Source organism: Mycobacterium alsense, assembly GCF_002086635.1.
Taxonomy (GTDB): domain Bacteria; phylum Actinomycetota; class Actinomycetes; order Mycobacteriales; family Mycobacteriaceae; genus Mycobacterium; species Mycobacterium alsense.
The window spans coordinates 1-24,605 of sequence record NZ_MVHD01000028.1 but is presented as its reverse complement, the minus strand read 5'-3'; the positions used below and the strand labels follow the sequence as shown (position 1 = coordinate 24,605).

Genomic DNA, 24,605 nt, shown 5'->3' with positions numbered 1-24,605 from the left:
TATTCGGAAGGATTGAGACTGTGAGCGAAAAGGGTCGCCTGTTTACCAGTGAGTCGGTGACGGAAGGGCATCCCGACAAGATCTGTGACGCGATCAGCGACTCGGTGCTCGACGCGCTTCTCGCCGACGACCCCCGCTCACGTGTCGCGGTCGAGACGTTGGTGACCACGGGCCAGGTGCACGTGGTGGGCGAGGTGACGACGTCGGCCAAGGAGGCGTTCGCCGACATCACCAACACCGTGCGCGCGCGGATCCTGGACATCGGCTACGACTCGTCGGACAAGGGCTTCGACGGGGCGTCGTGCGGGGTGAACATCGGCATCGGCGCGCAGTCGCCCGACATCGCCCAGGGCGTCGACACCGCCCACGAGGCGCGCGTCGAGGGCGCCGCCGACCCGCTGGACGCCCAGGGCGCGGGCGACCAGGGATTGATGTTCGGCTACGCGATCAACGACACCCCGGAACTGATGCCGCTGCCCATCGCGCTGGCCCACCGGCTGTCGCGGAAGCTGACCGAGGTGCGCAAGAACGGAACGCTGCCCTACCTGCGTCCAGACGGCAAGACGCAGGTCACCATCGCCTACGAAGACGACGTCCCGGTCCGGCTGGACACCGTGGTCGTTTCCACCCAGCACGCGGACGGGATCGACCTCACCAAGACGCTGGATCCCGACATCCGCAAGCACGTGCTGAAGACCGTGCTCGACGAACTGGCCCACGAGACGCTGGACTCGTCGGCGACGCGGGTGCTGGTCAACCCGACCGGCAAGTTCGTCCTGGGCGGTCCGATGGGTGACGCGGGCCTGACCGGCCGCAAGATCATCGTCGACACCTACGGCGGCTGGGCCCGCCACGGCGGCGGCGCCTTCTCCGGCAAGGATCCGTCCAAGGTGGACCGGTCGGCGGCCTACGCGATGCGCTGGGTGGCCAAAAACATCGTTGCCGCCGGGCTGGCGGAGCGGGTCGAGGTGCAGGTGGCCTACGCGATCGGCAAGGCCGCCCCGGTCGGGCTGTTCATCGAGACCTTCGGCACCGCGACCGTCGACCCGGTCAAGATCGAAAAGATCGTCCCCGAGGTGTTCGACCTGCGGCCCGGCGCGATCATCCGCGACCTCGACCTGCTGCGGCCCATCTACGCGCAGACCGCCGCCTACGGGCACTTCGGCCGCACCGACGTCGAGCTGCCGTGGGAGCAGCTGAACAAGGTCGACGACCTCAAGCGCGCCATCTAGCGCGGCCGCGGCGGCAACGGGTGGTCGGCGCGCAGCGCCGGCAGCCCGTCGATGCTGTGGCGGTTGCGGTGGATCAGCCGCGCGTAGGCCTCCTCGGACGCCTTGCCGTGGTGCGCGTCGAGCACCGGCCGTTCGTCGACGAGCTCGTAGTAGGGCACCGCGAACCCGCAGGCGTCGGCGATCCGCTCGACGTCGATGACGATGACCGCGCGGACGCCGGCGTGTTGACCGGCGAAATGCGTGAGCAGGCCGGGGAATTCGGCGTCGTCGGGGCACACCACCCGCCCGTTGCCGAACAGCCGCAGGATCCGCGAATTGCGGGTGAACGAGCAGAACATGACCGTGATGCGGCCGTTGTCGCGCAGGTGGGCGATCGTCTCGACGCCGCTGCCGAACAGGTCGAGGTAGGCGACGGCGCGGTCGCCCAGCACCGCGAAGGTATCGCGATAACCCTTGGGGGACAGGTTGATTCGGCCCCCTTCGGAGGGGGCGGTGGCAACGAAGAAGACGGCCTGCTCGTCGATGAACGCGCGCAGCGACTCGTCGAGGCGCGAAAATTCCTTTGCCACGCCTGAAATCGTAGCGTCGACCGCCGACGGCTACCGTCGCGGCTTGTGCGCGACCAGGCTGATGTCGCCGCGGTAGAAGTCGAGCACCCGCGGGTTCATCACGCGGCGCCACAGCGGCGGGAACAACGCCAGCAGCAGCATGGCGCTGTATCCGCTGGGCAATTGCGGCGCCTCGTCGACGTGCCGCAGCAGCTGGTAGGGCCGCAGCGGGTTGGCGTGATGGTCGGAATGCCGCTGTAGATGGAAGAGCAGGACGTTGGCGATCACCGTGCTGCTGTTCCAGCTGTGGGCGGCCCGCACCCGCTCGTAGCGCCCGCTGGCCAGCTTTTGCCGCCGCAGCCCGTAGTGCTCCATGTAGTTGACCGTCTCCAGCAGGCTGAAACCGATGATCGCCTGGCCGGCCAGCCACGGCAGCACCACGGGGCCGAACCATACGGAAAGTACGGCGTAGAGCCCGGCGGTGGTCAGCCACCCGCTCAGAACGTCGTTGCGCAGCGTCCAACGGGATTGGCCAAGCGCGGCCAGCCGCGCCCCCTCGAGGCGCCAGGCGGAGTGCACACTGCCGGTCACCGACCGGGGAATGAAGGCGTACAGGCTCTCGTCGAACCGGGCGCTGGCGGGATCCTCGGCGGTGGCGACCCGCACGTGGTGCCCGCGGTTGTGCTCGACGTAGAAATGCCCGTAGCAGGTCTGGGCCAGCGCGACCTTGCTCAGCCGCCGTTCGGTCCGCTCCCGCGTGTGTCCCAGCTCGTGCGCGGCGTTGATCGCCAGCCCGCCGACCAGGCCGACGGTCGTCATCAGCCCGATTTTGTCGACGAAACTCATTGTCAGCCAACCGCCGCCGCTCCACAGCCAGCAGGCGAACACCAGCGACAGGTACTGGTTGGGCAGGTACAAGTAGGTGGCCCAGCGGTAGAACCGGTCGGTCTTCAGCCACGCGAGGACGCTGTCCCGCGGGTTGCCGGTGTCGGGGCCGACGAGGTGGTCCAACACCGGGATGACCACGAACGCCAAGATGGGCACGGTCCACCAGAACAGCCCGACGCCCGTGGTCTTGGTCCCCAGCCAGGACGGGAAGACCAGCGCGGGCACGGCCGCGGCGAGGAGCCAGAGGTAGCGCTTGGGTTGGCTCCAGCTCGCGGCGCCCACCTCCGGTCCACGGACCGGTAGCCGGGGGCTGGGCAAAAGTGGCACGTTCGTCCAAACACATTCTGTCGGTCGAATTAACAGGCAGTCACCTGTCATGCCCACCCACCATAGCGCAGTTCGCATACTTACAGTATGCTTAGAGGGTAGTTAGTTAAATCACAGTCTGTTGGGACCGGAGGCGGGGATGGCTCTCTCCCGGAGGCGCTTCCTCGGTGCCGCCGCGGGCGTCGTCGCGGGCGGCCTGGGGGCCGGGATCGAACTCGGGACTCGGCGAGCGGCCGCGAGCGCGATGCGCGCCCACTACCGGGCGATCGTCGTCGGCAGCGGGTACGGCGGCGGGGTGTCGGCGCTGCGGCTCGGCCAGGCCGGCGTCGAAACGCTGATCCTGGAGCGGGGCCGGTGGTGGAACACCCCGGACGAGGACGGCAAGCGCTTCTCGCGGATGGTGCCCGCCGACAACCGCGCGGGCTGGTTCACCTCGGTCCCGCCCAGCCTGGTGCCGTCGTACCGGGGCGTGTCCATCGCCGAGGTGGCCAAGCACTCGCCGTCGCCGCAACCGGTGCAGGCCGGCATCTGCGAGAAGGTGGTGCACGGCGCGCACACGGTGTTCCGCGGGGCGGCCGTCGGCGGCGGCTCGATGGTCAACGCCGCGATCGCGGCGATCCCGACGCCAGACCAGGTCCGCGCGACCTTTCCGGATATCGACCCCGACGACTTCCTCGGGACGTACATCGAACGCGCCAAGACCATGCTGCGCATCAGCTACCGCGACATGGACTGGTTCGAAAGGACGCCCTGGTTCCAATACGCCCGGGTGGGACGGCAGTACGCCGACGCCGCCGGCTACGGCGTGGACTACAACGGCAGCGCGTACTCGTTCGACTACATGCAACGCGAAGAGGCGGAACTGGTTCCGCGCTCGGCGCTGAACTTCGAGCAGCAGTACGGCAACAACTACGGCAGGGTGGGCAGCGTCGACCAGACGTACATCGCGGCCGCGCTGGCGACGGGCAAGGTCAGCCTCAAGCCGCTCACCCGGGTGACCGGCATCCGCCGGGAGCGGTCGGGCGAATATGTGGTCTCCACCCACGAGATCGACCGGTTCGGCAAGAAGGTCGCCGATGCCGAAATCGGCTGCGACCAGCTGTATCTCAGCGCCGGCGTGCTCGGCACGAACGAGCTGCTGCTGCGCGCCCGGGAAACCGGCGGCCTGCCCCACCTGAACGACGAGGTCGGCCGCGGCTACGGCAACAATGGCGACATCATGGTCTCCCACATGCTGGCGCCCAGCGACCCCGCGGGCACCGAGCAGTCCCTGATGGGCATCATCAACCTCGACGGTCGCGACGATCCGGACAACCCGGTGTACGCCAGCATGTTCTCGCTGCCCCTGCCGGTGGAGACGTTCGCGCTTGGCTACTACGCGATGGTGCGCACCGGCGACCGCGCCGAGATCGTCTACGACCGAGCCAACGACTCGGTCGTCATCGACTGGCCGGAGGGCCATACGGATAACCTGCGCGAGCGGGCGCAGCTGGTGTTCGACAGGGTGACGCAGGCCAACGACGTGGACTACCGCGACGATCTTTTCGAGGGAAAGGCCTTCGCGCCCAACACCGTTCACCCGCTCGGCGGGGTGGTCCGGGGCAGGGCCACCGACGGCTACGGGCGGGTGAAGGGCTACGACAACCTCTTCGTCAACGACGCGTCGCTGCTGCCGGGGTACCTGGGCTGCAACCCGTTCATGTCGATCACCGCGCTGGCCGAACGCAACATCGAGGGGATCCTGCAGGGCCGCAGGGACTAGGGCCGCTCAGGCGGTGAACCGGTAGTCGTCGAGCCGGAACCGCCTACTGCGCCAGTAGGTCTCCACGGTGGTGGCGGGGCGCAGCGGCACGTCGCCGTTCTTGTCGAAGTAGTAGCTGTTGGCCAGTTTGCAGCTGTCCTGCCAGAAGATCTGGCGGTGGCGCTTGCGCATCATCTCGGCGAAGTACCGGTCGTTGGCCTCCTCGGTGACCTCGACGCGGGTCGCGCGGTCGCGGCGGGCCCGCTTGAGGCAGCGCACGATGTGATGGGTCTGCGTCTCGATGAGCGCGAAATACGAAGAGCCGACGTACCCGTAGGGGCCGAACACGGTGAACATGTTCGGGAAGCCCGGGACACTGACGCCCTCGTAGGCCTGCAGCCGGTGCTCGTCCCAGAACCGGCTCAGTGATCGGCCGCCGCTTCCGGTGACGGAGAAGGTGGGGACGTTGTCGGTGTCCATCACCTTGAACCCGGTCGCCAGGATCAGCACGTCTATCTCGTGGCTCTCGCCATCGGTGGTGGCCACCGCCGACGGGGTGATCTTGCCGATCGGCTCGGTGACCAGCCGCACGTTGTCGCGGTTGAAGGTGGCCAGGTAGCCGTTGTGGAAGCCGGGCCGCTTGCACCCCACGGCGTATTGCGGGGTCAGTTGCTCGCGCACCACGGGGTCTTTGACCTGTTGCCTCAGGTAGCTGCGGCCGGCGGCGGCCATCCGCTTGGCCAGGGGGAACACGGTGAAGTACTGGGCCGCGAGGGGGAAGGTCAGCTCGACGAAGGCCTGGCTGATCAGCCGCTGGACCAGCCTGCCGCCGGGGATGCGCATCGCGAGGCGGATCGGCGGCGGCAGCGGTACGTCGAACTTGGGGAAGCACCAGATCGGGGTGCGCTGAAACACGGTGAGGTGGGCGACAATCGGCGCGATCTCGGGGATGACCTGCACGGCCGAGGCGCCGGTGCCGATGATCGCGACGCGCTTGCCGGACAGGTCCTGGCCGTGGTCCCAGCGCGCGGTGTGCATGGTGGTGCCGGCGAAGGAGTCCACGCCGTCGATGTCGGGCAGCTTGGGCACGGTCAGCACGCCGCTGGCACTGATCAGAAACCGGGCCGTGACCGCCCCGCCGGGATCGGTCTGCACCCGCCACAGGTGGTGCTCGTCGTCGAATTCAGCGGTGAGCACCTTGGTGTTGAGCCGGATCCGCGAGCGCAGGCCGTACTTGTCGGCGCAGTGTTCGGCGTAGGCCTTCAACTCGCGGCCCGGGGCGTAAGTCCGCGACCAGCGCGGGCTCTGCTCGAAGGAGAACTGATAGGAAAACGACGGAATATCCACGGCGATACCGGGATAGGTGTTCCAGTGCCAGGTGCCGCCCACGCCGTCGCCGGCCTCGATCACCAGGTAGTTCGACAGTCCCGCCTTGTCCAGCTTGATCGCCGCGCCGATCCCGGAGAATCCGGCGCCGACGATCAGGGTGTCGTAGTCGGGTTGAACACTCATGTGCGCCTGCTTCCGATGACGTGCACCCCGCGCTTCGGCCGCAGGGTCATGGTTGCCTCGGGTTCGACGGGATGGCCCGGGGCGAGATCGAAGACGAAGCGCTGACTCATGATCGCCGCCATCAGCACCATCTCCATCAGGGCGAAGCTCTGCCCGATGCAGATGCGCCGACCGCCGCCGAACGGCAGGTACGCCGAGCGCGGGCGGTCTTTGTCCGGCGGGCAGAAGCGGCCCGGATCGAAGGTTTCCGGCTCGGGCCACCAGCGCGCGTCGTGATGAATGTGGTGGATAGGAATGATGACGGTGGTGCCGCGCCGGATGCGGTGCCCCGCGATGACGTCGTCCTCGACGGCCCGCCGCGAGATGATCCACACCGCGGAGTAGTAGCGCTGCGACTCCTGCAGGCATGCGGTGGTCCACGGCAGCCTGCCCAGGTCGTCGGCGGTCGGGCGGCGCGTGCCGAGCACGTCGTCGATTTCGGCGAGCATCTTCTCGCGCGCCCGCGGGTGCAGGGCCATCAGGTACCAGAACCACGACATGGAGTTCGCGGTGGTCTCATGGCCGGCGAGCATGAACGTCAGCGCCTCGTCGCGGATCCGCCGGCGCGGCCACCGCCCTCCGTCGGCGCGCAGCAGCACGTTGAGCAGGTCGGCGGAGTCGGTGGGGTGCGCCAGCCGGCGATCGATCACCGCGTTGACCGCGCGGTCCAGCGTCAGCGTGATGTCCTGCATGTCGCGCAATGGCGGCGGCAGGCGCACGCCGGAGAAGGCCAGCCAGTGCAGGGCGTCGTAGACCGGCGCCGGCATCAGGCCCCACAGCCCGAGCCGCTGCAGCCGCTCGGCGTGCCGCAGGCCGCGGGTCGCCAGGTCGTTCATGCTCTGCACGAGGGGCCCGAAGTCCTGGCTGAACAGGGAATTGGCGACCACCCGCAGGGTCGCCTCGACCATCGTCTCGTGGATGTCGAACCCCACGCCCGATTTCAGGGCGTCGGTGACGCCGGTGATCGGATCGATCATGAGGTCGACGATGCCGTTCAGGTGCCGACGGGCGAAGGTCGGGTTCAGCGCGCCGCGGTGCGCGGCCCAGGAATCGCCCTCGTCGGTGAGCAAATTGATGCCCGCCGTGGCCCGAATGGGCTCGTACTCGGTGGACTTGACGTATTTCAGCCGCGCCTCGTGGAGGACGTGGTCGACGTACTCGGGATGGCTGATCGAGACGAAACGCCTACCGGCGCAGCGGAATCGAACCATGTCGCGGCCGCGTAGCCGGCCCAGGAACCGGTCGCCCACATCGAACCCGACGGTGAGGGCCTCGCGGGTCATCGTCCAGGAACCCAGGCGGGCGGCCGGCGTTCCGGGGAGGCGCTCGACGGTGAGGGTCGCCATGACTCCACTGTAGGGATGACGCGAGGCGCCGGTAATGAGATTATCGGACAGACAGTTGGGACTTTAGGACAGCCGTGAGACATCCGTCGGCGCTCGCGCACCCGGTGTATGCGACCCGGGTGCTGTGCGAGGTGGCCAACGAACGCGGGGTGCCGACCCGCGACGTGCTGGCCGGGACCGCCATCGACCCCGCCGACCTCGACAGGGCGGACGCGATGGTCAGCGCGCTCGACGAGATCGAAGCGGTGCGCCGGCTACTGGCCCGGCTCCCGTCGGAGGCCGGCGCCGGCGTCGACGTGGGCAGCCGGTTCACGCTCACCCATTTCGGGCTGTTCGGGTTCGCGGTGATGTCGTGTGGCACCCTGCGGGAATTGTTTTCGATCGCGATGCGGTACTTCGCGCTGACGATGTTGCACATCGACCTCGCGCTGTTCGAAACCGCCGAGGACTGCGTGATCGAACTCGACGCCGACCACCTGCCCGCCGACGTGCGGGGTTTCTTCATCGAGCGCGACATCGCCGGGATCATCACGACCACAGTGAGTTTCGCGGTGCAGGCGGCCGAGAAGTACGCCGACGAAGTGACGGCGGAACTGGCGGTCGACGAGGAGTTGCTGCGGCCACTGCTCGAGCTCGTGCCGATACACGATGTCCGCTTCGGCCGGGCGCACAGCCGGTTGCACTTCCCGCGCGCCATGTTCGACGAGCCGCTGCCGCAGGCCGACCGGCACACCCTCGAAACGTGCATGGCGCAGTGCGAAGTGCTGATGCAGAGCATCGAGCAGCGCCGCGGCATCACCGCGCTGGTGCGCAGCAAGCTGTTCCGCGACTCCGGCGTTTTCCCGACCCTTCCCGACGTCGCCGGCGAGCTCGATATTCATCCGCGCACGCTGCGCCGCCGCCTCGCCGCGGAGGGCACGTCGTTTCGGTCCCTGCTGAGCGAGGCGCGGTCAGCGGTGGCCGTCGATTTGTTGCGCAACGTCGGGCTGACCGTGGAGGAGGCGTCCACCCGGCTGGGTTACACCGAGGTCTCGACGTTCTCGCACGCGTTCAAGCGCTGGCACGGCGTGGCGCCCAGCGAATACTCGCGCCGGGGCTAGCCGCGCTGGGGGTGCAGCGCGTTCTTCAGCGCCGCCAGCCCACGATCCATCGCGGCCGTGGCCGCGGGCACCACCCCCGCGTAACCCAGGTAGCCGTGCACCATCGTCTCGGCGTTGTGCACTTCCACGGGCACGCCGGCGGCCGCCAGCAACTGGCCGTAGCGGATGCCGTCGTCCCGTAGCGGGTCGTGGCCCGCCACGCCGATATAGGCCGGCGGCAGGCCGGCCAGGTTCTTCGCCCGTGCCGGCGCCATGCCCGCCGGCGGGTCGGACAGGTCGACTTCGCCTGCGTACCAACGCGAGAACGCGGCGATGGCCCGGGAGTCGAGGATCGGCGCGGCGGCGTTCTCGGTGAACGACGGCAGCGACGAGTCCCACGTCGTGGACGGGTACCACAGCAGCTGGAAGAGCAAGGCCGGCGAGGCCTCCTCGACGGCATCGCGGGCGCGCTGCGCGGTGGCCGCGGCGATGGTCCCGCCGGCCGAATCGCCGGCAACCGCCATCCGGGTGGTGTCCGCGCCGATCTCGCGGCCGTGCTCGGTCACCCACAGCGTTGCGGCCCAAGCGTCTTCGACGGCGGCGGGGTAGGGGTGCTCCGGCGCCAGCCGGTAGTCGACGGACACCACGATCGCCTCGGCGCCGACCGCGTGCTGGCGCGCCGTGCCGTCGTGCGTGTCGAGGTCGCCGACGACGAAGCCACCGCCGTGGAAGAACAGGACCAGGGGCGCGGCCGCCCCGGGATGGGCTGAGGGCCAATAGATCCGTAGGCCGAGGGGTCCGCCGGGGCCCGGGATGTCGCGGTCCTCGACCCGCAGTTCGGGGTGCAGCGGCCGACGGGGCAGGTCGCGTAGCCGCTGACGCGCCGCCTCGACACCATCTTCGGTTGATAGCCGGAAGGGAACCGCATCCAGTACCTTCAGCAGGATGGGGTCGATGCCAGGGTTTCCAGGGTTTTCCTCAGTGGTGTCCAAGCTGGGCATGGAAGTACCGTACGCACCTCGCCTGGTGTCCGGCGGCTGGGTGGTGGCCGGATGGGCGGGCCTCGCCTACGGCGTCTATTTGACCGTGCTTGCGTTGCGCTCGCCGCCGGGAACGGATCTGACGGGCCATTGGGTCCTGCAGCCGCCGTTCAAGGCGGCGATGGCACTGTTGTTGGCCGTCGCCGCGGTGGCGCACCCCATCGTGCGCGAGCGGCGGTGGCTGATGCCGGCGCTGCTGTTGTCGGCCGTCGGCGACTGGCTGCTGGCCATCCCCTGGTGGACGATGTCCTTCGGGCTGGGGCTGGCGGCATTCCTGTTGGCGCACTTGTGTTTCCTGGGCGCGCTGGTTCCGCTGGCCCGGACGTCGCGGCCGCGACTGGCCGCCATCGTCCTGATGTGCCTGGCGTCGGTGTCGCTGCTGGCGTGGTTCTGGCCGCACCTGGGCCGCGACAAGCTGACGGTCCCGGTGACGGCCTACATGATCGCGCTGACGGCGATGGTGTGCGCGGCCCTGCTGGCGGACCTGCCGACGATCTGGACCGCGGTCGGCGCGGTGTGCTTTGCGGTGTCGGACGCGATGATCGCCATCGGGCGGTTCATCCTCTACAACGACGCGCTGGCCGTCCCCATCTGGTGGCTGTACGCCGCGGCGCAGGTCCTGATCACCGCCGGGTTCTTCTTCGGCCGTGAGGAACCCGACGACCAACCCGGATACGACTACGACTACGACTACGACTACGACGCCCCGTACGAGGCCGACGAAGGCTAGTTGTCGATCCCGTTGGCTAGCAAGGTAACTCGGCGCACCCCCGTCGACGTCGAGCCCATTGCCCGGGTGCTGCCGATGCTGTCGGTGCCCCACCTCGACCGCGAGTTCGACTACCTGGTGTCGGCCGAGCAATCCGACGACGCCCAGCCCGGCGTGCGGGTGCGGGTCCGCTTCCACGGCCGCCTGGTCGACGGGTTCGTGCTGGAGCGCCGCAACGACACCGACCACGCCGGCAAGCTGGGCTGGCTCGATCGCGTCGTCTCGCCCGAACCGGTGCTCACCCCCGAGATCCGGCGCCTGGTCGACGCGGTGGCGGCGCGTTACGCCGGCACCCGGCCCGACGTCTTGCGGCTGGCCGTCCCGCCCCGCCACGCCCGGGCGGAGCGCGAGCCCGTCGCCGCCCCGCCGCTGCCGCAGATCGGCCCGGTCGACCCCGCGGCCTGGCAGGCTTACGGCCGCGGCGGGCAGTTCCTGGCCGCGCTGGCCGAGTCCCGCGCCGCCCGGGCCGTCTGGCAGGCGCTGCCGGGCGAGCCATGGGCCGAGCGCTTCGCCGAGGCCGCGGCGCAAACCATCCGGGCGGGGCGCTCGGTGCTGGCGATCGTGCCCGACCAGCGCGACCTGGACACGCTGTGGCGCGCCGCGACGGCGCGGATCGACCAGCGGTGCGTGGTGGCGCTCTCGGCGGGGCTGGGCCCCGCCGCGCGCTACCGGCGCTGGCTGACGGCGCTGCGGGGCACGGCGCGGCTGGTGATCGGCACGCGCAGCGCGGTGTTCGCGCCGCTGAGCGACTTGGGGCTGGTCCTGTTGTGGGCCGACGCCGACGACAGCCTGGCCGAGCCGCGCGCGCCCTACCCGCACGCCCGCGAGGTGGCGATGCTGCGCGCCCACCAGGCGCGGTGCGCCGCACTGATCGGCGGCTACGCGCGGACCGCCGAGGCCCACGCGCTGGTACGCGGCGGCTGGGCGCACGACATCGTCGCGGCGCGGCCGGTGGTGCGGGCGCGTACCCCGCGCGTGATCGCCCTCGACGACAGCGGCTACGCCGAGGCACGCGACCCCGCGGCCCGCACCGCGCGCATCCCGTCCATCGCGCTGCGCGCGGCGCGCTCCTCGCTCCAGGGCGGGGCGCCGGTGCTGGTGCAGGTGCCGCGGCGCGGGTATGTCCCGTCCCTGGCGTGCGGGCGGTGCCGCGCCATCGCCCGCTGCCGGCAGTGCACGGGGCCCTTGTCGTTGCAGGATGCCCCCGGGCACCGGCCGCAGAAAACACCCGTGTGTCGCTGGTGCGGCCGCGCCGAACCGGCGCTGCGGTGCGCGCGCTGCGGGTCGGACGCGGTGCGCGCGGTGGTCGTCGGGGCGCGGCGCACCGCCGAGGAGCTCGGCCGCGCATTCGCGGGCACACCGGTCGTCACCTCGGCGGGCGACGCCATCGTCGACGAGGTCGCCGCACGCCCTGCGCTGGTGGTGGCCACCCCCGGTGCCGAACCGCGCGCGGAGGGCGGGTACGGCGCGGCGCTGTTGCTGGACACGTGGGCGTTGCTGGGCCGGCAGGATCTGCGCGCCGCCGAGGACGCCCTGTGGCGCTGGATGACCGCCGCCGCCCTGGTGCGTCCGCGCGGCGACGGCGGAGTGGTGCTGGCGGTCGCCGAATCCTCAATCCCCACAGTCCAATCGCTGATCCGCTGGGACCCCGTGGGGCACGCGGAGGCCGAGCTGAACGCCCGCGCCGAGGTCGGCCTGCCGCCGGCCGTGCACATGGCGGCCATCGACGGTGCGGCCGGCGCCGTCGATGCTTTGCTGCACGAGGCCCGGTTGCCCGAGGGGGCCGACGTGCTCGGCCCGGTGGACCTGCCGCCGGGGGTGCGCCGCCCGGCGGGAACCCCCGCGGGGGTGGCGGTGACGAGGATGTTGGTGCGGGTCCGCCGCGAAGACGGCCTGGCGCTGGCGGTCGCCCTGCGGCGCGGCGTCGGTGTGCTCAGCGCGCGGCAGAACCACGAGCCGGTGCGGGTGCAAATCGACCCGCTGCACATCGGCTAGAGGCGCGCGCCCGCGCCGACCTTCGCGGACGGCGATAATATTCGTTGGAAATAATCTCGTTCCTGGGTATTCGAGCGCTGTTACACTTCCTACTCTTTAGCCCGACGGTCGAAAGCCACTCGCACGAAGGGGGACGATGGCCACGGAAAACCCCACTGCAGCCGACGAGTCGCTGGACGTGATCACCGACTCGTTGCTGACGGCCTCCCGTTTGCTGCTGGCGATCTCGGTCCGCTCGATCGGGCAGGTCGACGACACCATCACGGTTCCGCAATTCCGGACCCTGGTGATCCTTTCCAACCGCGGCCCGGTCAACCTGGCGACGCTGGCCGGCCTGCTCGGCGTGCAACCCTCGGCCACCGGCCGGATGGTTGACCGGCTCGTCGCCGCCGGGCTTATCGACCGCCTCCCGCACCCCACGTCCCGCCGCGAGCTGCTGGCGGCGCTGACCAAGCGTGGCCGCGAGGTCGTGCGCCGGGTCACCGCCTATCGGCGCGCCGAAATCGCCGCCATCGTGGAGAAGATGCCGCCGCCCGAGCGCCACGGGCTGGTGCGTGCCCTGACCGCGTTCACCGCCGCCGGCGGCGAGCCCGACGTTCACCTGGACGCGGATCTAGACCTCTAGTGACCTCTAGTCATCGCTTTTCGGCGATGGCCAGCAGGTACTCCCACCGCATGGTTCCGTGCGCCAGGTATTGGTGTGCGAGTCGGATGAGCTGGGAATCGAGCTCGGCCGCCAGGACGCGGTTGTCGCCGATGTTGGCGTAGGCCTCGATCGTCGGGCCATAGTGCATCTTGAAGTAGGTGTGCACGGCCGTGGGGCTGTCGAACCGCGCCACGTCCAGATGCGCCCGCCGCGTGGTGACGCGGCCGACCCGGTCGCCCAGCAGCCCGGCGACGTAGCCCTCGCGGCCCCAGAGCGCCGCCGGGGGCATGGCCGCCGTCAGGCTCGGCCGGTACGGCCTGAGCGCGGCCAGCATCCGGCCGAAGAATCCCTCCGGGGTCCAGCTGATCACGCCGATCGTCCCGCCGGGCCGGCACACCCGGATCAGCTCGCCGGCGGCGCACCGGTGCTCCGGCGCGAACTGCACGCCGATGGCCGAGATCACCGCGTCGAACCCGCCGTCGTCGAAGGGCAGCGCGTGGGCGTCGGCCTGCCGGTAGTCGAGCGTCAGCCCCAGCGCCGCGGCCCGGTCCCGGGACCGCTCCAGCAGCTCGGGGGTGAGGTCGGTGGAGACGACGTCGGCCCCGGCCGCGGCAGCGGGCAGCGAGACGTTGCCGGAGCCGGCGGCGACGTCGAGCACCCGCGCGCCCGGGCCGATGCCCGCCGCGGCGACCAGCACCGGACCCAGCGGCGCCATCACCTCCTCGGCCATCCGGGCGTAGTCGCCCAGCGCCCACATCGCGCGGTGGGCGGCCGCGACGTCCGAACGATAGCGTCTGGCAATAGTAGTCATGAGAAACAATATACGGACGCAACTGTACGGTTCCTGGGCGTGCGCTGCGAAGATCCGGTGCTTCCTAGACTTGTGGCCGTGCGCCTCGTCTTCGCCGGCACCCCCGAACCCGCGCTGCCCGCGCTGCGCCGCCTCATCGACTCGCCCCGGCACGAGGTGGTCGCGGTGCTGACGCGGCCCGACGCCGCCGCCGGGCGGCGCGGCAAGCCGCAGCCGTCGCCGGTGGCCCGCGAGGCCCTCGACCGCGGCATCCCGGTGCTGCGGCCGGCGCGACCGAATTCGCCGGAGTTCGTCGCCGAGTTGTCCGCGCTGGCGCCGGAGTGTTGCGCGGTCGTGGCCTACGGCGCGCTCCTGCGCGACGAGCTGCTCGCGGTGCCGCGGCACGGCTGGATCAACCTGCATTTTTCGCTGCTGCCCGCCTGGCGCGGCGCGGCGCCGGTGCAGGCCGCGATCGCCGCGGGGGACACCGTGACCGGGGCGACCACGTTCCGCATCGAGCCCAGCCTGGACTCGGGACCCGTGTACGGCGTCGTCACCGAGACGATCCAACCGACCGACACCGCGGGTGACCTGCTCGAGCGCCTCGCCCTGTCGGGAGCGGCGCTGCTTTCGGTCACGTTGGACGGCATCGCCGACGGGACGCTGACGCCGCGCCCGCAGCCGGCCGAGGGGGTCAGTGTCGCGCCGAAGATCACCGTCGAGGCGGCCCGGGTGCGCTGGGACCTGCCGGCGCCGGCGGTCGAGCGTCGGATCCGCGCCGTCACACCCCACCCGGGCGCCTGGACGATGGTCGGTGACCTGCGGATCAAGCTCGGGCCGGTGCAGCTTGACCCTGCCCCGAATGCTCCAAAGCCTTTGCCGCCCGGCGCCATTCACGCCGACCGCTTCGGCGTGTGGATCGGCACCGGATCGGAACCGGTGCGGCTGGGCCAGGTCCAGGCACCCGGCAAGAAATTCATGAACGCCGTCGACTGGGCCCGCGGCGCCCGGCTCGAGCCCACGGCACGCGCCACATGAGCGACAAACCACGCAAGCGGCGCCGGCCGCTGGATCCCGCGCGCGCCGCCGCCTTCGAAGTGCTGCGGGCCGTCAGCGAGCGCGACGCGTACGCGAACCTGGCCCTCCCCGCGCTGCTGCGCCAGCGCGGAATCGGCGGCCGCGACGCCGCTTTCGCCACCGAGCTGACCTACGGCACCTGCCGCACCCGGGGCCTGCTGGACGCGGTGATCGGCGCGGCCGCCGGTCGGCCGCCGCAGGCCATCGACCCGGTGCTGCTCGACCTGCTGCGCCTGGGTGCCTACCAGTTGCTGCGCACCCGGGTCGACGCCCACGCCGCGGTGTCCACCACCGTCGAACAGGCGGGGATCGAATTCGACTCGGCGCGAGCGGGTTTCGTCAACGCCGTGTTGCGCACGATCGCCGCGCGCGACGAGAAGTCCTGGGTGGAGGAGCTGGCCCCCGACCCGTCGCAGGACCCGGTCGGGCACGCCGCGTTCGTGCACGCGCACCCGCGCTGGATCGCGCAGGCTTTCGCCGACGCGCTCGGCGCGGCAGCGACCGAGCTCGAGGCGGTGTTGGCCAGTGACGACCAACGGCCCCAGGTGCACCTCGCGGCGCGCCCGGGTGCGCTGACCGCCGCCGAGCTGGCCGAGGCGGTGGGCGGCAAGGTCGGGCGCTATTCGCCGTACGCGGTGTATCTGCCGGGCGGGGATCCCGGTCGGCTGGCGCCCGTGCGCGACGGCGCCGCGCTGGTCCAGGACGAAGGCAGTCAGCTGGTGGCTCGCGCGCTGACGCTGGCGCCGGTCGACGGCGACACCGGCCGCTGGCTGGACCTGTGTGCCGGGCCGGGTGGCAAGACCGCGCTGCTGGCCGCGCTGGCGCCGCCCGGCGCCCGCGTGACGGCGGTGGAGCCGTCACCCCGCCGCGCCGACATGGTGGCCGAGAACACCCGCGGGCTGGGCGTCGAGGTACTGCGGGTCGACGGGCGGGAAACCGGCCTGGAGCCGGGTTTCGACCGGGTGCTCGTCGACGCGCCGTGCACCGGCCTGGGCGCGCTGCGGCGCCGCCCGGAGGCCCGCTGGCGCCGCCAGCCGGCCGACGTGCCGGCGCTGGCCAGGCTGCAACGCGAGCTGCTGGCCGCCGCGATCGCGCTGACCCGTCCCGGCGGGGTCGTCCTGTACGCGACGTGTTCGCCACACCTCGCCGAAACCGTTGGGGTGGTTGGCGACGCGCTGCGCCGCCACCCGGTGAGCGCCCTGGACACCCGGCCGCTGTTCGAGCCGATCCCCGACGGCCTGGGGGAGGGGCCCTACGCCCAGCTGTGGCCGCACCGGCACGGCACCGACGCGATGTTCGCGGCCGCGCTGCGCCGCGTCTGACGTGAGGTTGGGCGCCGGGCTGCGTAGTCTGTCGCTCATGCGTCGCAGTGCGGGGGCTCCGATGGGACCGCTGATCGCCCCGTCGATCCTGGCGGCCGACTTCGCCCGGCTCGCCGACGAGGCGGCCGCCGTGCGCGGGGCCGACTGGCTGCACGTCGACGTGATGGACAACCACTTCGTGCCGAACCTGACCATCGGCCTGCCGGTGGTGGAGGCGCTGCTGCAGGCCACCGAGATCCCGATGGACTGCCATTTGATGATCGAGGACCCGGACCGGTGGGCGCCGCCGTACGCCGAGGCGGGCGCCTACAACGTCACCATCCACGCCGAGGCCACCGACAACCCCGTCGGCGTGGCCCGCGACATCCGCGCCGCCGGCGCCAAGGCGGGGATCAGCGTGAAGCCCGGCACCCCGTTGGAGCCGTACCTGGAGATCCTGCCGCACTTCGACACGCTGCTCATCATGTCGGTCGAGCCGGGCTTCGGCGGGCAGGACTTCATTCCCGAGGTGCTCGGCAAGGTCCGCACCGCGCGCAAGATGATCGAGGCGGGGGAGCTGACGATCCTGGTCGAGATCGACGGCGGCATCAACGAGGACACCATCGAGCAGTCCGCCGAGGCCGGCGTCGACTGCTTCGTCGCCGGGTCGGCGGTCTACGGGGCTCGGGACCCGGAGGCCGCGGTAGAGGCGTTGCGGCGTCAGGCCGCTGCCGCGTCGCCGCACCTGCGCGCATGAACCAGCCCCAGTCGGTCAACAGCCTCGACGCCGCCATGCGCCTGGCGATGGAACACTCCTACCAGGTCAAGGGCACCACCTACCCGAATCCGCCCGTCGGGGCCGTCATCGTCGACCCCGAGGGCCGCGTCGTCGGCGTCGGCGCCACCGAGCCCGCCGGCGGCGACCACGCCGAGGTGCTGGCCCTGCGGCGGGCCGGGGGCCTGGCCGCCGGCGGCATCGCCGTCGTCACCCTCGAGCCGTGCAATCACTACGGCAAGACCCCGCCGTGCGTGAACGCCCTGATCGAGGCCCGGGTGGGCACGGTGGTCTACGCCGTCGCCGACCCCAACGCGATCGCCGGCGGCGGCGCGGGCCGGCTGCAGGCCGCCGGCGTGCAGGTGCGCTCGGGCGTGCTCGCCGACGAGGTGGCCGCCGGGCCGCTGCGCGAGTGGCTGCACAAGGTGCGGACCGGGCTGCCGCACGTGACGTGGAAGTACGCCTCCAGCGTCGACGGCCGCAGCGCCGCCGCCGACGGCACCAGCCAGTGGATCTCCAGCGAGGCCTCGCGGTTGGACCTGCACCGCCGCCGCGCCATCGCCGACGCGATCGTGGTCGGCACCGGCACCGTGCTGGCCGACGACCCGGTGCTCACCGCGCGCCGGGCCGACGGCTCGCTGGCGCACCGCCAACCGCTGCGCGTGGTGGTGGGCATGCGCGAAATACCGCCGGAGGCAAAGGTTCTCAACGACGACTCCCGGACCATGGTGATCCGCACCCACGACCCCGTGGAGGTGATCAAGGCGCTGGCCGACCGCACCGACGTCCTGCTGGAGGGCGGTCCCACCCTCGCGGGCGCCTTCCTGCGGGCCGGGGCGATCAACCGCATCCTGGCCTACGTGGCGCCGGTGCTGGTGGGCGGCCCGGTCACGGCGGTCGACGACGTGGGGGTGCCCACCATCGCGCGGGCGCTGCGCTGGCAATTCGACGGGATCGACCGCGCCGGCCCCGACCTGGTGCTCAGCCTGGTCCCGCAGACCGGCTGACCCGCCCGCGCGCAGGCGCTCAGGAAATGGGCACCGGCTCCTGCTCGGGGACTTCCGGCTCCTCGGCGTGCTCCGTGCGGCCGACGATCAGCAGGCCCAGCAGCGCCCCGACCACGCAGACGCCGGCGGTGACGGTGAAGATCTCGCCGTACATCGCCGCGAAGGACGGCAGGATGTTCTGCGCCTGGGCGACCGCGCGGTCGGCCTTGCTCAGGTCGCTCGGCAGCGCGGCGTTTTTGTCGTTGAGGATCTGGTAGAAGCGGTAGAGGCCCCACGCGCTGAGCGCGGCCACGCCGATCAGCATGCCGGTCATCCGGGACACCACGACGGCCGCCGAGGCGATGCCGTGTTCGGCGGCGGGGACGACCCGCAGGGCGGCCGACGTCAGCGGCCCGATCACCAGCCCCAGCCCGAACCCCGCGATCAGCAGGTCGTTGTTGACCGCGACGCCGCCGATCAGCAGGTCGTTGTTCATCGCGGGCATCGAGAACAGCCCGAAGAAGTGGTGCCGGTAGTGCGGCAGGTCGACGGGCCAGCGCGAGATCAGCACGTACCCGCCGGCGGCGATGAGCAGCCCGACCAGGGCGACGGCGCGGTCGCCGACGCGGGTGGCGATGAACCCGCCCAGCACGGCCCCGACGGGCAGCGCGATCAGAAACGACGTCAGCATCCCGGCCGCCTTGGCCTGGTCCAGGCCCATCACGCCCTGACCGAACAGTTCCACGTCGACCAGCGTCACCATCAACGCGGCGCCGGCGGCGAACGAGGCCCCCATCGCGGCCAGGAACGGCCGGAACTGCACGCCGCCGGGGTTGATCAGCTTGGTCCGGGCGAAGCGTTCCCAGAGCAGGAAGACGACCCCGAAGGCCGCCGCCGCGATCACCAGGGGCAAGCCGTAGCTCGGCAGTGCCTGCTGGCCGTTCGGGTTCGGGTTGTACAAGCCGATGACCGCGAAGCCGAGGGTGGCGGCCAGCAGCAGACCGCCGACGACGTCGACCTTCTCGGGGGCCTCGCTGCGGTCGTGCGACGGCAGGCTGATCTGGATCAGCGCCATGGCGACGAGGGTCAGCGGGACGTTGATCCAGAACACGTCGCGCCAGTCGCGGAGCAGCCAGACGATGAAGATCCCGTACAACGGGCCCAGCACGCTGCCCAGCTCCTGGGCGGCGCCGATACCGCCGAGCACGGCCGCGCGGTTGCGCTGCGCCCACAGGTCGGCGCCCAGGGCCAGGGTGACCGGCAGCAGCGCGCCGCTGGCGATGCCCTGGATGGTGCGGCCCGCGATCAGCACGTGCAGGCTCGACACGTGGAAGTTCTGGATCGGGTAGCCGAGGAACACCAGGTCGCGCAGCGGGTGGCCCATGATCTCCACGCTCATGCTGGACACGTCGAAGTTGCCGACCTGCACGGCCAGCGCGGTGACCACCGATCCGACCATGAACGCCGCCAGGCTGACCTGGAGCAGCCGCTTGCGGCCGAACCGGTCGGACGCCTTGCCCAGCAGCGGCATGGCCGCGATGTAGCCCAGCAGGTACATCGTGACGATGGGGGTGATCCGCTGCAGCTGGTTAATCGGGATGCCGACGTCATGCATGATGTCGCGCATGATGGTGACCACGACGTACGCGTCGAGGGCGCCCAGCAGCACCGCCAGGCTGCCCGCGCCGATCGCTACTCGGCGTCCCGCCAGCCGCCTCATGAGCCCGCGGGCTTGTTGATCTGCATCGGCTTGTTCCAGTTCGACACGGTCATCTGGACGCTGTTGCCCGTGCTCTGCTCGAGGTTGATCTGGGCCAGCTCGTGGTCGCCGGTCTCGACGACCCAGACCGTGGCCGGCACCGGTGCGGTCGCCTTGAAGGGTGACACGATCTTGTTCACGGCGTCCGCCGAGACCTTGCCCCTGATGCGGACGGCCGTCTGGCCGCTGATCTGGTCGCGGCCCTCCGACTTGGCGTCGGTGAAGTGCGCCAGCACGTTGGCCACCCCGGTGTCGGGGTTCAGCAGGGCCGAGGGGTCATACACCTGGGACGCCGGGCCGACGTCGGTCATCGTCTTGTCGCCGGGGTTGAGCGCGTTGGTGTACAGGTCACCGTCGACGACGACGAAGTCGGCGCTGATGTCCTGGCCCAGGTAGGTGAGCTGGGCATTGCCCTGGGCGGCGGTGCTGGGCTGGGTGGTGAGGTCACCGGACAGGTTCTTGACGGGCAGCCCGGCGATCTGCCCGGTCACGGTCAGCACCAGGTGCGCGCTCTTCAGGTTCTTGGTGGCGTCCGTGGCCTGCTTCACCAGCGTCCCGCCGTCGGGCAGCGGGCCGCCGCTCTTCGACGAGCTGAACGAGCAGCCGGCGACCAGGGCGACGGCGACGCCCAGGAAGGCGCCCAGGAAGGCAAGGACGACCGAGAGTCGGCGGGGGGTTTGCATACCCTGCATCGTAGAGGGTGCCGCGGACCGGCCCCGGGATCGCGGCGCGCGCTGGGCCGCGCTTTGGCGAACTAACCTGGTGCGATGTTCACCGGAATTGTCGAGGAACTCGGGGAGATCACCGGCCGCGAGGCCCTCGCCGGCGCCGCGCGGCTGACCATTCGCGGGCCGGTGGTGACGGCCGACGCCCGACACGGCGATTCGATCGCGGTCAACGGGGTGTGCCTGACCGTCGCCGAGCTGGCGGGCGACGGCCGATTCACCGCCGACGTGATGGGCGAGACCCTGAACCGGTCCAACCTGGGTGAGCTGCGGGTCGGCAGCCGGGTGAACCTCGAGCGCGCGGCGGCCGTCAACAGCCGCCTCGGCGGGCACATCGTGCAGGGCCACGTCGACGGCACCGGCCGCGTGGTGGCCCGGCAGCCCTCGGAGCACTGGGAGGTGGTGCGGATCGAGCTCCCCGCCCAGGTGGCCCGCTACGTGGTCGAGAAGGGCTCGATCACGGTCGACGGGATTTCCCTGACCGTCTCCCGGCTGGGCGCCGACCCGCGCGACTGGTTCGAGGTGTCGCTGATCCCGACGACGCGCGCGCTCACCACGCTGGGCGGCGCCCCGGTCGGGACCCAGGTGAACCTCGAGGTCGACGTGATCGCCAAGTACGTCGAGCGGTTGATGTCCAGGTAGCCGACCGAAACGGACGCGGTCGCTCGCCGAGGCATAAGCCGTGGCCACGTTTCGCGGGGCATCCGCCCGGCGTGCCGGGCACGCCGTTTATCTGTCGCGGCGCCGGGGGCGCCCGCTCAGTGAGCCGTGGCAATAAACCGGGGCGCCGCGGTGGTTCATACTGGATGCAACACTTGGGCCTTTGACGTGGGCCCCTACGACAGCAAGGCAGCACAGATGACGAGGTTGGACTCCGTCGAGCGGGCGGTTGCCGACATCGCGGCCGGCAAGGCCGTCATCGTCATCGACGACGAGGATCGCGAGAACGAGGGCGACCTCATCTTCGCCGCCGAGAAGGCGACGCCGGAGATGGTGGCCTTCATGGTCCGTTACACCTCGGGCTACCTGTGCGTCCCGCTGGACGGCGCGATCTGCGACCGGCTCGGGCTGCTGCCGATGTACGCGGTGAACCAGGACAAGCACGGCACCGCCTACACCGTCACCGTCGACGCGAGAATCGGTGTGGGCACTGGCATTTCGGCGTCCGACAGGGCTACCACGATGCGGTTGCTGGCCGATCCGGCCAGCATCGCCAACGATTTCACCCGCCCCGGCCACGTGGTTCCGTTGCGCGCCAAGGACGGCGGCGTGCTGCGCCGGCCCGGCCACACCGAGGCCGCCGTGGATCTGGCGCGGATGGCGGGGCTGCAGCCCGCGGGGGCGATCTGCGAGATCGTCAGCCAGAAGGACGAGGGCTCGATGGCCCAGACCGACGAGCTGCGCGTCTTCGCAGACGAGCACGACCTCGCGCTGATCACCATCGCCGACCTCATCGAATGGCGGCGCAAGCACGAGAAGCACATCGAGCGGATCGCCGAGGCGCGAATCCCCACCCGTCACGGCGAGTTTCGCGCCATCGGCTACGCCAGCATCTACGAGGACGTCGAACACGTGGCGCTGGTCCGCGGCGAGATCGCCGGGCCGAACGCCGACGGCGACGACGTGCTGGTGCGCGTGCACTCCGAATGCCTGACCGGTGACGTGTTCGGTTCGCGGCGCTGCGACTGCGGGCCGCAGCTGGACGCCGCGCTGGCGATGGTCGCGCGCGAGGGTCGTGGCGTGGTGCTGTACATGCGCGGCCACGAGGGCCGCGGCATCGGCCTGATGCACAAGCTGCAGGCTTACCAGCTGCAGGACGCGGGCGAGGACACCGTGGACGCCAACCTCAAGCTCGGATTGCCCGCCGACGCCCGCGATTACGGGATCGGCGCGCAGATCCTGGTCGACCTCGGGGTGCGCTCGATGCGGCTGCTGACCAACAACCCGGCCAAGCGCGTCGGGCTGGACGGCTACGGGCTGCACATCATCGAGCGGGTGCCGCTTCCGGTGCGGGCCAACGCCGAGAACATCCGCTACCTGATGACCAAGCGCGACAAGATGGGTCACGACCTCGCCGGGCTGGACGACTTCCACGAATCCGTCCATCTGCCCGGGGAATTCGGCGGTGCTTTGTGAGTCCTGCGGCCGGCGTGCCGGACGTACCACCGCTCGACGCGTCCGGCCTGCGGCTGGCCATCGTCGCGAGCACCTGGCACAGCGAGATCTGCGACGCCCTGCTGGACGGCGCCCGCAAGGTGGCGGCCGAGTCGGGCATCCACGACCCGACGGTGGTCCGGGTGATCGGTGCGATCGAGATCCCGGTGATCGCCCAGGAGCTGGCGCGCACCCACGACGCGGTGGTCGCCCTGGGGGTCGTGATCCGCGGCCAGACACCGCATTTCGACTACGTGTGTGACGCGGTGACACAGGGGCTGACCCGGGTGTCGTTGGACGCGTCGACGCCGGTGGCCAACGGCGTGCTGACCACCAACACCGAGGAGCAGGCCCTGGACCGGGCCGGCCTTCCGGAATCGGCCGAGGACAAGGGGGCCCAGGCCACCGGGGCGGCCCTGACCACCGCGCTGACGCTGCGCGACCTGCGCGCGCGGTCGTGACGGCGCCGAACCACCAGGACTGGGACGTCGAGCTGCGTCCCCACCGCACGCCGCCCATCGTCTACGCCGCAGCGTTTGTGATCGCCGCCACGCACATCGTCGTGGGCCTGCTGCTCAAGATCCGCTCCAGCGGGGTGATCTTCCACACCTCCGACCAGGTGGCGATCGCCGTCCTGGGCCTGGTGATCGCCGGCGGCGTGCTGTTGTTCGCGCGCCCGCGCCTGCGGGTGGGGCCGGCGGGCCTGTCCGTGCGAAACCTGTTCGGGTACAGGCTGATTCCGTGGTCGGACGTTGTCGGCGTGTCGTTTCCCGCCGGCAGGCGGTGGGCGCGCATCGACCTGCCCGACGACGAGTACATTCCGCTGATGGCCATCCAGGCCGCCGACAAGGAGCGGGCCGTCGAGGCCATGGACACCGTGCGGTCGCTGCTGGCGCGCTACCGCCCGGGCCGGTCAGAGGTCGAAGAATAGCGTCCCGACGTTGGTGGGGGAGTACGACAAATAGATCGGGATGATCTCGAACGGCGAATTCCCGGTGTTGAAGTTGTCGGTCGGCCCGACCACATACGGCGCCGTGGGCCCCGACAGGATCGTCTGCCGGTAGATCCCGACGCCGCTGGGCGTGGAGATCGTGAGAACCGTTCCCGGCGGCACGTAGCCGTTAATCGAGCCGGTGCCCACTGACGACGGGACGTCGCCCCACAGGCCGCCGGAGTCGACGAACGCGTTGGTCACCGTCACGGGGGTCCCGCCGTTGACCGACACCCGCAGGTTGGTGACGGGCGCCCCGGTCACCGAGGTGCCGACGGTCAGGGGGTTGGCGCCGAACTGCACCGTGCCCGCGGGTTCGTTGATGAGCACCCCCTGGTTGAGGGTGCCCGGCAGGGCCTGGACGGGGCTGGTGCCCAGCGGGCCCACGCCCACCGTGCCCGCGCCGCCGGACCCGACGCCCAGAACCGCGAGCCCGTCGGACGCCGGCAAATTGGTCGACACCCCGTTCTGGATCTGGGTCACCGAGGTGATGACCGCGATCGTGGTCGGCTGGGTGATGATCCCGTTGCCGAAATTCACCGTCGCCGAATACGTCGTATAGGTCTCCCTCAGCAGGTTCGCGCCCTCGCCGTATTGGACGGTGTTCGTCCCGGTGGGCGTGCCGAGCGTCGCGAAATTCACGTCCTGGGGCGGCACCACGAGGCCTTTGGATCCGGTGTCGAGGACCACCTGCGAATTCGGTCCGCCGGCGATGGAGACGTCCACGTACGGCCGGTTGATCTGCTGGTCGACGGTCACCGGGATGGTGGGCGCGCCACCGCTGGCGCCGGCCGCGCCGTGCGCGCCCAGCAGGGGGGGCGACGCCGCCGGGGCCGCCCGGGCCGCCCGCCACCCCGGCGCCCCCGCTTAGACCGGGGCCCCGGG

23 protein-coding genes are annotated in these 24,605 nt (G+C 70.8%); 14 read left to right on the top strand and 9 right to left on the bottom strand.

Going from position 1 to position 24,605, the window contains the following annotated elements:
- Positions 1–20: 20 nt before the first annotated feature.
- On the top strand, positions 21–1,232 hold the full coding sequence (gene metK / locus BST11_RS16095) for a methionine adenosyltransferase (protein WP_083138930.1): 1,212 nt from the start codon (positions 21–23) through the stop codon (positions 1,230–1,232).
- Here metK and BST11_RS16090 read toward each other — a convergent pair.
- Together BST11_RS16090 and BST11_RS16085 are read right to left on the bottom strand one after the other, a co-directional pair.
- The gene (locus tag BST11_RS16090) at positions 1,229–1,801 is read right to left on the bottom strand and encodes a pyridoxamine 5'-phosphate oxidase family protein (protein ID WP_083138929.1); all 573 of its coding nucleotides are present in this window, start codon (positions 1,799–1,801) and stop codon (positions 1,229–1,231) included. The genes metK and BST11_RS16090 overlap by 4 nt on opposite strands.
- 30 nt (positions 1,802–1,831) lie before the next feature.
- Positions 1,832–2,950 (bottom strand): alkane 1-monooxygenase, encoded by a 1,119-nt coding sequence (locus BST11_RS16085; RefSeq protein WP_244897677.1) that lies wholly within the window; start codon positions 2,948–2,950, stop codon positions 1,832–1,834.
- A gap of 184 nt (positions 2,951–3,134) precedes the next feature.
- Between BST11_RS16085 and BST11_RS16080 the strand changes: the two genes are divergently transcribed.
- The gene (locus tag BST11_RS16080) at positions 3,135–4,757 is read left to right on the top strand and encodes a GMC oxidoreductase (RefSeq protein WP_083138927.1); all 1,623 of its coding nucleotides are present in this window, start codon (positions 3,135–3,137) and stop codon (positions 4,755–4,757) included.
- A 6-nt stretch (positions 4,758–4,763) separates the two neighbouring features.
- On the opposite strand, the gene BST11_RS16075 is transcribed toward BST11_RS16080, so the two are convergent.
- A complete protein-coding gene (locus tag BST11_RS16075) occupies positions 4,764–6,248 on the bottom strand; it encodes a flavin-containing monooxygenase (protein WP_083138926.1) in 1,485 nt (494 codons plus the stop codon).
- Positions 6,245–7,633, bottom strand: a complete 1,389-nt coding sequence (locus BST11_RS16070; RefSeq protein WP_083138925.1) for a cytochrome P450 — start codon at positions 7,631–7,633, stop codon at positions 6,245–6,247. Before BST11_RS16070 ends, BST11_RS16075 begins: the two co-directional genes overlap by 4 nt.
- Before the next feature lie 74 nt (positions 7,634–7,707).
- On the opposite strand from BST11_RS16070, the gene BST11_RS16065 reads away from it, so the two are divergent.
- Entirely contained in the window at positions 7,708–8,733 is a 1,026-nt protein-coding gene (locus BST11_RS16065) for an AraC family transcriptional regulator (protein ID WP_142276384.1), read from the top strand.
- Here the strand turns inward: BST11_RS16065 and BST11_RS16060 are convergent.
- Positions 8,730–9,713 carry an alpha/beta hydrolase gene (locus BST11_RS16060; protein ID WP_083138923.1) on the bottom strand — a complete coding sequence of 328 codons (984 nt, stop codon included), beginning with the start codon at positions 9,711–9,713 and terminating at the stop codon, positions 8,730–8,732. The two genes, BST11_RS16065 and BST11_RS16060, sit on opposite strands and share 4 nt — an antisense overlap.
- Here BST11_RS16060 and BST11_RS16055 point away from each other — a divergent pair.
- The 3 genes from BST11_RS16055 to BST11_RS16045 all read left to right on the top strand — a co-directional run bounded on the left by BST11_RS16055 (position 9,712) and on the right by BST11_RS16045 (position 13,141).
- Positions 9,712–10,482 (top strand): lysoplasmalogenase, encoded by a 771-nt coding sequence (locus BST11_RS16055; protein WP_083138922.1) that lies wholly within the window; start codon positions 9,712–9,714, stop codon positions 10,480–10,482. The genes BST11_RS16060 and BST11_RS16055 overlap by 2 nt on opposite strands.
- 75 nt (positions 10,483–10,557) lie before the next feature.
- The gene (locus BST11_RS16050) at positions 10,558–12,516 is read left to right on the top strand and encodes a primosomal protein N' (protein WP_083138969.1); all 1,959 of its coding nucleotides are present in this window, start codon (positions 10,558–10,560) and stop codon (positions 12,514–12,516) included.
- A 136-nt stretch (positions 12,517–12,652) separates the two neighbouring features.
- Positions 12,653–13,141, top strand: coding sequence for a MarR family transcriptional regulator (locus BST11_RS16045; protein ID WP_067319519.1), 489 nt, complete (start codon positions 12,653–12,655; stop codon positions 13,139–13,141).
- Positions 13,142–13,151: 10 nt separating this feature from the next.
- Here the strand turns inward: BST11_RS16045 and BST11_RS16040 are convergent, their stop codons facing one another.
- Positions 13,152–13,973 carry a class I SAM-dependent methyltransferase gene (locus BST11_RS16040; protein ID WP_083138921.1) on the bottom strand — a complete coding sequence of 274 codons (822 nt, stop codon included), beginning with the start codon at positions 13,971–13,973 and terminating at the stop codon, positions 13,152–13,154.
- A gap of 78 nt (positions 13,974–14,051) precedes the next feature.
- On the opposite strand from BST11_RS16040, the gene fmt reads away from it, so the two are divergent.
- From fmt to ribD, 4 genes are read left to right on the top strand one after another with little or no spacing between them, the layout of a single operon-like run.
- Positions 14,052–14,990: a methionyl-tRNA formyltransferase gene (gene fmt, locus BST11_RS16035; protein ID WP_083138968.1), complete on the top strand. Its 939-nt coding sequence runs from the start codon at positions 14,052–14,054 to the stop codon at positions 14,988–14,990.
- Entirely contained in the window at positions 14,987–16,351 is a 1,365-nt protein-coding gene (locus BST11_RS16030; protein WP_083138920.1) for an RsmB/NOP family class I SAM-dependent RNA methyltransferase, read from the top strand. Before fmt ends, BST11_RS16030 begins: the two co-directional genes overlap by 4 nt.
- A gap of 37 nt (positions 16,352–16,388) precedes the next feature.
- A complete protein-coding gene (gene rpe / locus BST11_RS16025; protein ID WP_083138919.1) occupies positions 16,389–17,087 on the top strand; it encodes a ribulose-phosphate 3-epimerase in 699 nt (232 codons plus the stop codon).
- Entirely contained in the window at positions 17,084–18,112 is a 1,029-nt protein-coding gene (gene ribD, locus BST11_RS16020; RefSeq protein WP_083138918.1) for a bifunctional diaminohydroxyphosphoribosylaminopyrimidine deaminase/5-amino-6-(5-phosphoribosylamino)uracil reductase RibD, read from the top strand. Before rpe ends, ribD begins: the two co-directional genes overlap by 4 nt.
- A gap of 19 nt (positions 18,113–18,131) precedes the next feature.
- Here the strand turns inward: ribD and BST11_RS16015 are convergent, their stop codons facing one another.
- Together BST11_RS16015 and BST11_RS16010 are read right to left on the bottom strand one after the other, a co-directional pair.
- Positions 18,132–19,811: an MFS transporter gene (locus BST11_RS16015; RefSeq protein WP_083138917.1), complete on the bottom strand. Its 1,680-nt coding sequence runs from the start codon at positions 19,809–19,811 to the stop codon at positions 18,132–18,134.
- Entirely contained in the window at positions 19,808–20,542 is a 735-nt protein-coding gene (locus BST11_RS16010) for an LppX_LprAFG lipoprotein (protein WP_142276383.1), read from the bottom strand. Before BST11_RS16010 ends, BST11_RS16015 begins: the two co-directional genes overlap by 4 nt.
- Positions 20,543–20,617: 75 nt before the next feature.
- Here BST11_RS16010 and BST11_RS16005 point away from each other — a divergent pair, with 75 nt between their 5' ends.
- From BST11_RS16005 to BST11_RS15990, 4 genes are all read left to right on the top strand, one after another.
- Positions 20,618–21,217 (top strand): riboflavin synthase, encoded by a 600-nt coding sequence (locus tag BST11_RS16005; protein WP_083138915.1) that lies wholly within the window; start codon positions 20,618–20,620, stop codon positions 21,215–21,217.
- Between the two features lie 216 nt (positions 21,218–21,433).
- Positions 21,434–22,711: a bifunctional 3,4-dihydroxy-2-butanone-4-phosphate synthase/GTP cyclohydrolase II gene (locus tag BST11_RS16000; RefSeq protein WP_083138914.1), complete on the top strand. Its 1,278-nt coding sequence runs from the start codon at positions 21,434–21,436 to the stop codon at positions 22,709–22,711.
- A complete protein-coding gene (ribH, locus tag BST11_RS15995) occupies positions 22,708–23,190 on the top strand; it encodes a 6,7-dimethyl-8-ribityllumazine synthase (RefSeq protein ID WP_083138913.1) in 483 nt (160 codons plus the stop codon). Before BST11_RS16000 ends, ribH begins: the two co-directional genes overlap by 4 nt.
- Positions 23,187–23,660 carry a PH domain-containing protein gene (locus BST11_RS15990; RefSeq protein ID WP_083138912.1) on the top strand — a complete coding sequence of 158 codons (474 nt, stop codon included), beginning with the start codon at positions 23,187–23,189 and terminating at the stop codon, positions 23,658–23,660. Before ribH ends, BST11_RS15990 begins: the two co-directional genes overlap by 4 nt.
- Here the strand turns inward: BST11_RS15990 and BST11_RS15985 are convergent.
- Positions 23,643–24,479 carry a PecA family PE domain-processing aspartic protease gene (locus tag BST11_RS15985; RefSeq protein WP_083138911.1) on the bottom strand — a complete coding sequence of 279 codons (837 nt, stop codon included), beginning with the start codon at positions 24,477–24,479 and terminating at the stop codon, positions 23,643–23,645. The two genes, BST11_RS15990 and BST11_RS15985, sit on opposite strands and share 18 nt — an antisense overlap.
- Between the last annotated feature and the right edge of the window lie 126 nt (positions 24,480–24,605).